General features: G+C 37.5%; 8 protein-coding genes. 7 read left to right on the top strand and 1 reads right to left on the bottom strand.

What is annotated here, in order from left to right:
* Positions 1-1,373: 1,373 nt before the first annotated feature.
* A complete protein-coding gene (locus JEM65_RS20135; protein WP_199603402.1) occupies positions 1,374-3,233 on the bottom strand; it encodes an ABC-F family ATP-binding cassette domain-containing protein in 1,860 nt (619 codons plus the stop codon).
* A 262-nt stretch (positions 3,234-3,495) separates the two neighbouring features.
* On the opposite strand from JEM65_RS20135, the gene JEM65_RS20130 reads away from it, so the two are divergent.
* The 7 genes from JEM65_RS20130 to JEM65_RS20100 all read left to right on the top strand — a co-directional run bounded on the left by JEM65_RS20130 (position 3,496) and on the right by JEM65_RS20100 (position 12,012).
* The gene (locus JEM65_RS20130) at positions 3,496-4,287 is read left to right on the top strand and encodes a polysaccharide biosynthesis/export family protein (RefSeq protein WP_199603401.1); all 792 of its coding nucleotides are present in this window, start codon (positions 3,496-3,498) and stop codon (positions 4,285-4,287) included.
* Positions 4,288-4,296: 9 nt separating this feature from the next.
* On the top strand, positions 4,297-6,780 hold the full coding sequence (locus JEM65_RS20125) for a polysaccharide biosynthesis tyrosine autokinase (RefSeq protein WP_199603400.1): 2,484 nt from the start codon (positions 4,297-4,299) through the stop codon (positions 6,778-6,780).
* Positions 6,781-6,790: 10 nt separating this feature from the next.
* Positions 6,791-7,381, top strand: coding sequence for a sugar transferase (locus JEM65_RS20120; RefSeq protein WP_233530756.1), 591 nt, complete (start codon positions 6,791-6,793; stop codon positions 7,379-7,381).
* Positions 7,381-8,673, top strand: a complete 1,293-nt coding sequence (locus tag JEM65_RS20115; RefSeq protein WP_199603398.1) for a nucleotide sugar dehydrogenase — start codon at positions 7,381-7,383, stop codon at positions 8,671-8,673. Before JEM65_RS20120 ends, JEM65_RS20115 begins: the two co-directional genes overlap by 1 nt.
* Positions 8,674-8,675: 2 nt before the next feature.
* Positions 8,676-9,656: an SDR family oxidoreductase gene (locus JEM65_RS20110; protein ID WP_199603420.1), complete on the top strand. Its 981-nt coding sequence runs from the start codon at positions 8,676-8,678 to the stop codon at positions 9,654-9,656.
* A 275-nt stretch (positions 9,657-9,931) separates the two neighbouring features.
* Positions 9,932-10,870, top strand: coding sequence for an NAD-dependent epimerase/dehydratase family protein (locus JEM65_RS20105; RefSeq protein ID WP_199603390.1), 939 nt, complete (start codon positions 9,932-9,934; stop codon positions 10,868-10,870).
* Positions 10,871-11,151: 281 nt separating this feature from the next.
* Positions 11,152-12,012, top strand: coding sequence for an ABC transporter permease (locus tag JEM65_RS20100; protein WP_199603388.1), 861 nt, complete (start codon positions 11,152-11,154; stop codon positions 12,010-12,012).
* The last annotated feature ends 152 nt before the right edge of the window (positions 12,013-12,164 follow it).

Genomic DNA, 12,164 nt, shown 5'->3' with positions numbered 1-12,164 from the left:
TGTTCTCAGTTCTCTGTTTTTAGTCTTTGGTTTTTCAATGGAACGCTGATGACGCTGATTTTTTGGATTTGCACTGAATATTATAATATGTTCAAAGTTCAAAATTTTCCGCCTTCCGTCCTGATTCTTGGTTCTTGGCTCTAGGTTCTTTGTTCTCTGTTCTTTGTTCTCTGTTCTTTATTCTCTATTCTCTTCTCTCTGTTCTCAGTTTTTAGTCTTTGGTTTTTCAATGGAACGCTGATGACACTGATGTTTTGGATTTGCGCTGAATATTATAATATGTTCAAAGTTCAAAATTTTCCGTCTTCCGTCCTGATTCTTGGTTCTCTATTCTCTTCTCTCTGTTCTCAGTTTTTAGTCTTTGGTTTTTCAATGGAACGCTGATGACGCTGATTTTTTGGATTTGCGCTGAATATTATAATATGTTCAAAGCTCAAAGTTTTCCGTCCTCCGTCCTGATTCTTGGTTCTTGGCTTTCTATTCTCTATTCTCTATTCTCTTCTCTCTGTTCTCAGTTTTTAGTCTTTGGTTTTTCAATGGAACGCTGATGACGCTGATTTTTTGGATTTGCACTGAATATTATAATATGTTCAAAGTTCAAAATTTTCCGTCTTCCGTCCTGATTCTTGGTTCTAGGTTCTCTGTTCTTTACTCTACTCAAAATTCGATCCTAATTATAATCAAGATAAAAACCACCTCGTCTTCTGCTTCTCTTCGGTAGCAGAATCCACTCCTCCTTTACGAGGAGGAGAATTTAAGAGGGTAGTTGAATATTAAAATAAAGCAAACAAAATGAAAATCAATCAATGTCACCTTGCTTCACTATTCAACTTTTATATTCGTTAATTCTCTGTTCTCTGTTCTCTTCTCTCTATTCTCTGTTTTTAGTCTTTGGTTTTTCAATGGAACGCTGATGACACTGATGTTTTGGATTTGCGCTGAATATTATAATATGTTCAAAGTTCAAAATTTTCCGCCTTCCGTCCTGATTCTTGGCTCTAGGTTCTTTGTTCTTTATTCTACTCAAAATTCGATCCTAAACTATGATCAAGATAAAAAACCACCTCGTCTTCTGCTTCTCTTCGGTAGCAGAATCCACTCCTTCTTTACGAGGAGGAGAATTTATGAGGGTAGTTGAATATTAAAATAAAGCAAACAAAATGAAAATCAATCAATGTCACCTTGCTTCACCATTCAACTTTTAAATTCGTGAATCGGGATTCGTTAATCTCTGTTCTTTATACCTTATTCAACATTCGTTATTAGTTATTCGTTATTGGATATTCGAGATTTTTTTTGAACTTCTCTCTTTTCTCTTTTCTCTTCTCTCTGTTCTCACTCATCCTTCATCTTCTTCTCATCAATACTCACATTTATGACTCCAGTTTCTCTGACAATTCAAACCAACGTGCTTCTTTAACGGCAATGTCATCAATTATTTTTTGTAAATCCTCAGACAGTTTGTTGATTTTTTCCTGTGAGAGGGAGCTGTCATGAAATTTCTCTTCAAAGGCTTTTTTGTCCAATTCAAGCGATCTGATTTTACTATTTAAGGATTTCAATTCTTTTTGCTCATTGTAGGATAGTTTTTCTGCGGTATTCTTTTTAACGTCAGAAGGAGCAGACTCCGTCTTTAGGGTTTCTACATAAGGGGTCGACGCTTCATAATCGCGGTAATCAGAATAGTTTCCTGGGAAATCTTCAACTTCTCCGTCCCCTCTAAAAACAAATAAATGATCGACAATCTTATCCATAAAATACCTGTCGTGAGAGACCACCAACAAACAACCTGGAAAATCCAATAGAAAATCTTCAAGGACATTTAAGGTTACAATGTCCAAATCGTTGGTAGGCTCATCCAGAATCAGGAAATTCGGGTTTTGGATCAATACCGTACATAAATACAGACGTTTTTGCTCGCCACCACTTAATTTTTCTACAAAATCATATTGTTTTTTGCGGTCGAATAAAAACTTTTCCAACAATTGCGACGCACTTATTTGACGCCCCTTGGTCAACGGGATATATTCTCCGTACTCCTTAATAACGTCAATAACCTTTTGGCCTGGCTTTATTTTTATACCGTTTTGCGTGTAATACCCAAATTTGACCGTGTCGCCAATAATCACTTTCCCAGAATCTGGAGCCATGGTTTGGGTTAACATATTTAAAAACGTCGATTTCCCTGTCCCGTTTTTTCCGATGATGCCGATGCGTTCTCCTTTTTTGAACACATATTCAAACCCGTCTAAAATGACTTTATCCTTAAATGCTTTGGAGACTTTATGGAATTCCACAATTTTGCTCCCCAAACGCTCCATGTTGATTTCCAACTGTATCTTGTGGTCATTTCGGCGCTGATTGGCTTTAGCTTTAATGTCCTGAAAATCGTCAATACGCGATTTGGATTTCGTAGTACGGGCTTTGGGTTGGCGTCGCATCCAATCCAATTCTTTTTTAAAGAGTTGTTTGGCTTTGCCCGTTTCAACCGTTTCATTGGTAATGCGGGCTTCCTTTTGTTCTAAATAATAGGAGTAATTGCCTTTGTAAGTAAATAATTTCCCATGATCCAGTTCAATGATTTCATTACAGACGCGTTCTAGAAAATACCGGTCATGCGTTACCATAAATAAGGTCATCTGAGCTTTGGCAAAATATTGCTCCAGCCATTCAATCATTTCCAAATCGAGGTGGTTGGTAGGTTCATCCAATACCAAAAGATCAGGATTGTTGATGAGTGCTGTAGCCAAAGCCAGACGTTTTTTCTGACCTCCAGAAAGCGTTTTAATTTTTTGGGTCAGGTCGTCTAATTTTAGCTGTGACAGAATTTGTTTAAAACGCAATTCAAATTCCCAAGCGTTATGTCGGTCCATACCTTCAAAAGCTTTTTGGTAGGCGTCAGCATCTTCCGGATTTAAAAGTGCCTTTTCATAACTCTCAATCACTTTTAAAATGGGTAAATCAGATTTGAAAATGGTGTCTTCAATCGTCAGGTGATCTTCAAATTGGGGTGACTGCGATAAAAAAGATAAGCGCAAACCCTTTCTGATGACCACTTGGCCATTGTCAGGTTGGTCCATTCCGGAAAGTATATTTAAAATGGAAGTTTTACCACTTCCGTTTTTTGCCACAAAAGCAATTTTATCATCTTTATGGATGCTAAAGGAAAGATCTTCAAATAGCGCTACTTCGCCATAAGATTTTGAGATAGATTCAACAGTTAAGTAATTCAAGGTCTAATTTTTTTACAAATAACGGGAATATGTACAAGAATAAAGCATAAGGGGGGTGGGGAATAAAGAATAGAGAATTAAGATTTGAGAATTAAGTATTAAGAATAGAGAAAATAGAAGAGAGAGTAGAGAGAAGTGAAAGAGAGTAGAGAAAATATAGGATAATGAAATTGAGCGCTGGATGCGTTTGACCGAAAAAAAGAAGAATTGTTTTGATATTGTTAGTGATAACTTATATTTGTTAAAATACATGTCGCCGTTTATGAAACAAATTTTAGTGGTTATTGGAGTCCTTCTGACCTTCTTTTTAACATCCTGTATTCCGCATAAAGACATTGTGTATCTTCAAAATAAAAACACTGCAACGGACTCTTTACAGGTAATGATAGCGCAGCAAAAACCGTATCGCGTTCAAATTAACGATATTTTAAATATTCGGATTAAAGTGTTGGATCAAGACAATGTGAGTATCTTTAACCCGATAGGAGAAGGGAATCTTAATGCCAGTGCTTCAGAACGGGCCTATTTTGATGGGTTTACGGTAGATACCCATGGTAAGATCAGGGTACCTGAATTGGGATTGATTACTGTACTTGGGTATACCACCACTGAGATTGAAGAACAGATTAAAGCACGACTTTTAGAGGAACAATTTAAGGAAACTGCTAATATTTTTATAACCGTAAAATTATCCGGTTTACGCTATACCGCCATGGGCGAAGTGGGCTCACCAGGGTCTCAAATACTATTTCAAGAGCGTGTCAATATTTTTCAAGCTATTGCTAATGTGGGCGAAATTCCTATTACGGGAGAACGCAAAGATGTGTTGATCATTCGTCAATATCCGCAAGGGCAACAAATCCATCATCTTGACCTCACCGATTTGAATGTGATGAACTCGCCATATTACTATATTCAACCCAATGATATGATTTATGTGAAACCGCTAAGACAGAAAACTTGGGGAACCGGTATTACAGGAAAGGAAACTTTGGGCACGCTGATCACGGTATTGGGACTTGTGACGACCACCATTTTATTAATTACGAGGTAAGATTGTCTTATGGAAGATTACGAGAACGACTATTCTGAACCTAGAGGAATTACTTTTGATTTTAGGGGGTTTTTATTTAAAGCCCTTAATCTTTGGAAGTTGATCATTCTAAGCATAGGTGTGGCTTTAGTTATAGCTTATTTCATAAACGTTCGGAAACAAAATATCTACCGATTGGATTCTCTGATTTCCATAGAAAGTGAGCAGAATCCTTTTTTTACTGCAAACACAAGTATTTCATTTAATTGGGGCGGTGTTTCGGGTAAGGTGGGGAAAATTATGACGTCTATCAAAACCCGAAGTCATAATGAATTGGTTGTCGATTCTCTGGAGTATTACATGCAATATTTGCAACAAGGAGAATATAGAATGGAAGACATTTATAAACAGGCACCTTTTATAGTAATTCTGGATAAAACTAAAGGCCAATTTTTAGGTGCACCCATTGGAATTCGTATTATTAATGAAAAACAATTTGAGATCTTTAATGAGTTTAAAGGTACGGTGGCTAATGTACAACGCCCTTTAGACAAAGAGCGTTTTCAAGTTAGCGTGCCTCAAGGAGATTTTAAAAAAGTCTATAATTTTGGAGAAGAGATCAGTCTGCCCTTTTTTAATGCGCAAATAACACCGCGCCCTGGGCATATTGCTAATAAGGGATCTGTTTATTATGTCAGGTTCTTAAATTTTGATGGCGTAGTAAGTGGGTATCAGAATGGGATTAAGATTGATCCTTTTTCAAAAGAATCCGCATCTGTATTAAAGTTATCTCTGACGGGGACCAACAAAGCCAAAATTGTTGACTATCTAAATGCGACCACGGTTATTTTGAGTAAGATGGAGTTGGATAGAAAGAATCTTTACGCTACCAATACCATCAAATTTATCGATAGCAGTTTAAATGCGGTTAATAATAATCTTAAAGATGTGACCGATGAAATGAACACGTTTAGAAAGGATAACCAGCTTTTTGATGTGACCGAAGAAATGTCTATAGTATCAGAAAAACTAAAGGTACTCGATTTAAATAGAGAAGAGGAACGTACCAAGTTGAATTATTTGAATGCGCTGGAAACTTATTTGCGTACAAAAACTGATTACACAAAAATAGCAGCCCCATCTTCTGTAGGTATTAATGAAAGTAACATCTTAACTAGCGTGGCTAAAATTACAACCCTAGCTATAGAGCGTCAAACCAAGGAGTATACGGTAAAGGAGGGTAATCTTATTTTTAAGGATATTGACCGGCAAATAAATGCGGAAAAAAATGTGCTATTAGAAACCATTGATAATACCAAGAGAACCATCGGTATTAATTTGGGCGCCATAAATGGAAATATTGCCCGTTTTGAAGCACAACTGAGCAATTTACCTGAAGAACAACAGGAATATTTGAAAATTCAGCGTAAAATGGATATCAGTCAGGAGGCTTATAATATCTATTTGACCAAACGTGGGGAAGCAGCCATTGTAAAGGCAGCAAATGTTTCTGATATCAGTACCATTGATGAGGCCAAGGATATTGGGGGCGGGTTTATTGGGCCTAATAAATCCTTGAGTTACATGATGGCCTTGATGGTTGGTTTTTTTGCACCCATGTTTTTTATTTTTGTAATATTTCTATTAGATAATACCATTCATGGCTCTGATGAGATAGAACGATTATCCACTATCCCCATTATTGGATTGATTGGTAAATACATTTACAAAAATAATTTAGTGGTGTTTGAAAGACCTAAGTCGGCAGTATCAGAATCCTTTCGATCCATTCGCTCCAGTTTGCAATTTATTTACAAAAAGCAAGGCGAAGCGGAAGGGAAGGGTAAAACCATTATGATTACCTCCTCAGTAAGTGGGGAAGGAAAAACTTTCTGCGCCATTAATGTGGCCACGGTGTATGCGCTATCGGGTAAAAAAACCTTGCTGTTGGGATTGGATTTAAGAAAACCCAAGATCTTTGATGATTTTGAAATTACCAATGACAAGGGTGTTGTCAATTATCTGATAGGCGAAAGTTCTTTTGATGAAGTCAATCACCACTCATTTATCGACAATCTCGATGTCATTCCCTCGGGACCTGTGCCACCAAATCCGTCAGAATTATTGATGGGAGACCGGATGAAGGAACTTATTGAGCATGCCCGTAAGCATTATGACATGATTGTGTTGGATACACCACCACTTGGGTTGGTTACTGATCCTTTAGAGTTGACCCAATATGCAGATGCCACATTATTTATGGTGCGTTTAGATTATACCAAAAGAGGCATGCTGGCCTTAATCAATGCCAAATATAAAATGGGAGAAGTGAAAAACATTAGCTTTGTTCTCAATTTCTACAAGCATAAAACCAACAATAACTATGGGTATGGTTACGGGTATGGCTATGGTTACGGATATGGGTACGGCGTTTATGGAAATGCCTATCACGAAGGAAATGATAAAACATCCTTGCTAAAACGTTTTAAAAGATTTATAAAAATAAATTCCTAAGCCATCACTTTTGATCTCACCCAAACAAGCACTTTTAAAGCGTAGTTTTGATTTGATGCTGGCCTTAGCGTTACTACCACTACTAGGCATTCCCATTATACTTCTTTTTTTAATGGCAAGCATTGATACAGGAGCAAACGGACTTTTTTTACAAGAACGCATTGGGCAATATGGTGAGCGATTTAAGATTTATAAAATTAGAACCTTAAAAGAAGGAGTGCATCGTTTGGGGCATATGGATTACTATGCATCCGCTTTCGGTAAGTTTTTAAGAGCCTCTAAATTTGATGAACTCCCTCAGCTTTTTAATGTTTTAAAGGGCGATATGAGCTTTGTAGGCCCCCGACCTGATCTTCCAGGTTTTGCTGATGCATTGCAAGGCGACGATCGGATTATTTTGGAAGTGAAGCCTGGTATTACTGGTCCTGCTACCTTAAAATATAAAGATGAAGAGCTGATCTTATCAAAACAGATGGACCCTGAAAGCTACAATAGAACGATTATCTGGAAAGATAAAGTTGAAATCAATAAAAGATACGTGAAAAATTATAGTTTTTCTTTAGATTTGCACTTTCTATTAAAATCACTAAAAAACTCGTAATGACGACACAAACTAAAATAACAGTTATAGGATTAGGCTATGTAGGTTTGCCTCTAGCTGTAGAATTTGCAAAAAAGTTTCTCGTAGTCGGATTTGATATCAATCAAAAAAGAATTGATGAGCTAAATAATGGCATTGATCGAACTTTGGAAGTTGATAATGACATGCTAAAATCCATTTTGGTAACAGATAAAAATGCTAAAAGCGGTTTGCTGGTATCTAGTGAGGCCTCAGATATTGAAGATTCTGATTTCTATATCGTTACGGTACCCACACCAACAGATGCGCTGAACAAGCCTATTTTTACGCCTTTGATAAAAGCTAGTGAGACGGTAGGTAAAATACTCAAGAAAGGTGCGATAGTTATTTATGAATCCACGGTGTATCCAGGGGTAACAGAAGATATTTGTGTGCCTATTTTGGAGCAGGAATCTGGACTTAAATTTAATGTGGATTTCTTTGCAGGCTATTCGCCAGAGCGGATTAATCCAGGGGATAAAGTCCATACGGTCACTCAAATATTAAAAGTTACTTCAGGATCAACCCCTGAAATTGCTGTTAAAGTGGACAATCTTTATAAAACCATTATTACTGCTGGCACCCATATGGCGCCTAGTATTAAGGTTGCTGAAGCGGCAAAAGTTATTGAAAATTCGCAACGCGACATTAACATTGCGTTTGTAAATGAGCTCTCTAAAATCTTTAGGTTGCTAGACATTGATACCAAAGCAGTTTTGGAAGCTGCAGGCACCAAATGGAATTTTATTAAAATGTCTCCAGGTTTAGTCGGGGGGCATTGTATTGGGGTCGATCCTTATTATTTAGCGCAAAAAGCTATTGAGTCAGGTTACAATCCTGAAATTATATTGGCAGGTCGTAAGATGAATGATAGTATGGGTGGTTATGTGGCCCAGGAAACTGTCAAAATGATGATTAAAAAAGGGGCACGGATTAAAGACGCTAAAGTTTTGGTTTTGGGGATTACGTTTAAAGAAAACTGTCCTGATATTAGAAATTCAAGAGTTATTGATATTGTTAAGGAGTTTGAAAGTTACGATGTGAATGTTGAGGTTTATGATCCTTGGGCTTCAGCAGAAGAAGTAAAACATGAATATGGTTTAAATTTGATTTGTACAGATACCAAATTGGCTTCTAAGTATGAAGCGATTATTCTTGCAGTGTCCCATAATGAATTTTTAGAATTGGACATTCAAAGTTTAAAATCAGATACAGGCGTTATTTTTGATGTGAAATCCTTATTGCCAAAAGACACTGTAGACGGTAGATTATAATGATGTACACACACACTCACCATACGGAAGATTTATCAAAATACAACTTTTTAATTACGGGAGGTGCGGGCTTTATTGGGTCTAATTTAGTCCAATATTTACTGCAGCATGGCGCTAAAAAAGTACGCGTACTCGATGATTTTTCCAATGGACATCGTGAAAACTTGACCGAATTTATGTCACATCCAGCTTTTGAATTGCTGGAGGGTGATATTAGGGACGTTAACACCTGTCATAAGGCTGTAAAAGATATGGACTATGTGTCCCATCAAGCGGCACTCGGTTCAGTACCAAGATCTATCAAAGATCCTGCTACCACAAACGAGGTGAACATCTCTGGGTTTTTAAACATGATGATTGCCATCAAAGACAATCCACAAGTAAAACGTATGGTCTATGCGGCCTCTAGTTCTACCTATGGGGATAGTCAGTCTTTGCCGAAAGTTGAAGACACTATAGGAAAACCCTTGTCGCCTTACGCAGTTACTAAATATGTCAACGAACTCTATGCTGACGTATTTGGTAAAACCTACGGCACCGATGTGATTGGTTTTCGTTATTTTAATGTGTTTGGGCCAAAACAAAGTCCGAAAGGGGCTTATGCAGCGGTAATTCCGATGTTTATGCAAGCCTTAAAAGATGAGGTGTCTCCAAAAATAAATGGTGATGGCGGACAAACTAGAGATTTTACCTTTATAGATAACGTAGTGCAAGCGAATATCAAAGGTATGTTTGCTTCTAAAGCAGCGAGCAACCACGTATTTAATGTGGCTTGTGGCGAGCGTATCGATATTAATTATTTATGGGATGCATTAAAATCTGCCGCTAATTCTCAATTAGAGCCTGTTTACGGCCCAGAACGTCAAGGCGATGTGCGCGATTCTTTAGCGGATATTTCTAAAGCGCAAAACTTATTGGGTTACGAACCTCGGTATACGGTTCGGGAAGGATTAAAGCTTACTTGGGATGCCTTTAGTGGGTAATAAACCCCATATAAAACCTAAAATGGAGCAATCCCTTTAAATATTCCGCTTTACAAATTATACGTTAAACCCTTGTATTAGGGTCTTAAAAATAAAGTAGATCGGTTTCCAAATCACATGCCATCAATTTGCCTGTTTGAGAATTTACATCAGATTCTTGGACTTTGGTGCGATCATTTTTTATCTTCGTAACATATTTCGCAATGCTCATTTAACCGTACTCTTTAGGAGTTTATGAGAGACCAACAGAAGCGATATTTAAGTTAATTTATTCTATGACAACAATCTTGATTACAGGCGGCGCGGGCAATATTGGCAGCGCATTGGCGGCTCAGTTATCACAAACCGAGGCGTTCAGGATTGTTATTGTCGATAATCTCTCAACGGGACATCGGTATAAACTACCCGAGGACACCAATATCATTTTTATAACTGCTGATGTCAATAATTATGAACAGATAGCGCCTGTTTTCCAACAATTTAATTTTGATTATGTCTTTCATTTTGCTGCGGTAGTTGGCGTTAAGCGCACTTTGGCCGATCCGATTGGTGTTTTGAAAGATATTGAGGGCATCAAACATATTTTAGACCTCTCCAGCAACTCGGGGGTAAAGCGCGTGTTCTATTCCAGCTCCTCTGAGGTGTATGGCGAACCTTTTGAAATTCCGCAAAACGAAAATACCACGCCCTTAAATTCGCGGTTGCCTTATGCCATTGTCAAAAATGTGGGGGAGGCTTTTTTTAAGACTTATCAAAAAGAATACGGGTTGGACTATACCATTTTTCGATTTTTTAATACCTATGGGCCACAGCAAAGCACAGATTTTGTAATTCCTAAATTTTTAAAATCGGCTCTGGAGAATAAACCCATCCAGATCTATGGTGATGGCTTGCAAACCCGTTCGTTTTGTTATATTGCGGATACGGTTGCCACTTGCGTAAAAACATTGCATGACGACTATAAGAACACTGTTTTAAATGTCGGCAACGATAAAGAAATGAGTATCTTGGGTCTTGCCAAAAAAATAATAGCATTTACTGGATCGGCTTCAGAAATTATCCATTTGCCAGCTTTAGAGGAAGGTGATATGCGGCGCCGTTGCCCTGACGTTACCAAAATGAAAAACATTTTAAAACGGGAATTAACCACCTTGGATGAGGGGCTGCAACACATGGTCAAATTTTATTTGTCCCAATCAAACCCAAGGTTGTAATATGATATATTCATTTCATTGTTGTCCGATTAAAATCTTATACAATTTGATTTTGCTAACAGCAGCAAGCTGTCAGGGAAATTTAAAAATAGATCACCTTGCTAAAGCCCTAAAGGGCGTTTTAGTTTTTGAGCTTAAAAATGAAAATCAGATGGGCTTAATTTTCAAATGGTTGCGAATCAAGTCTTATGTCTTATGTCTTTCAGCGCAGCGGTCTTAAGTCTTTGTCGAACACCAATGTATTTTTTATATTACAAGTAATAAACATGCTTTTTTAAACTATGACACCACAAGATCAATGGTTATATACTATTTCTTCAAAACACAAACTTATTGGCCTTAATTTTAAGGAAATATGGCGGTATCGGGATTTATTGTTGTTGTTTGTAAAACGGGATATTGTTACGGTTTATAAACAAACCATCTTGGGCCCCTTATGGTACGTCATTCAGCCTTTATTTACTTCAGTCATCTTTACGCTAATCTTTAATAATTTAGGACAAATTTCCACCAATGGGGTCCCACCGTTTTTATTTAACTTGGCAGGCATAACCGCCTGGAATTATTTTAGAGAGTGCCTCACAGGTACGTCTAACACGTTTACGTCCAATCAAGGTATATTTGGAAAAGTATATTTTCCTAGAGTCATTATGCCCATGTCCATTACCATTTCTAACCTCCTAAAGTTTGGTATTCAATTAGGCATTTTCATCGGCTTTTATGTGTACTATGCTTTTCAGGGGAGTACCTTGGGCTTTAATAGCCATTTGATATTACTGCCTGTATATATCCTAATGATGGCCCTTTTGGGATTGGGGTTGGGGATGATCATTTCGTCCATGACCACCAAATATAGGGACTTAACGGTCTTGGTTGGTTTTGGTGTTCAATTGTTAATGTATGTCTCAGCAGTGCCATATCCTGTAAGTGAAGCGAAAGCCAAGTTTCCGGCTTCTGTAGCACTTATTGTAGAATACAATCCGTTGACCCAGATTATTGAAGGATTTAGATACATGTTATTGAACACAGGTACCTTTAGTTGGTTTGGCTTTGGATATACTTTAGCAATTAGTATCGTGTTGTTTTTAATAGGATTGGTTATTTTTAACAAAACGGAGAAAACTTTTATTGATACTGTTTAGTGGTGAGTGGTGAAAGGTGAGAAGTGAAAGGTGAGAAGTGAGAAGTGAAGAGTGAGAAGTGAGAAGTGAAGAGTGAGAGGTGAGTAGTGAGAGGTGAGTAGTGAGGAGTAAAAAGTGAAAAGTTAATAGAGAGGATGGATCATAAGGATTTA

Origin of the sequence: Gelidibacter salicanalis (genome assembly GCF_016469035.1) — a bacterium.
Taxonomy (GTDB): Bacteria; Bacteroidota; Bacteroidia; order Flavobacteriales; family Flavobacteriaceae; genus Gelidibacter; species Gelidibacter salicanalis_A.
Note: the sequence above shows the minus strand (reverse complement) of the source record. Positions and strands in the feature narration are given on the sequence as shown.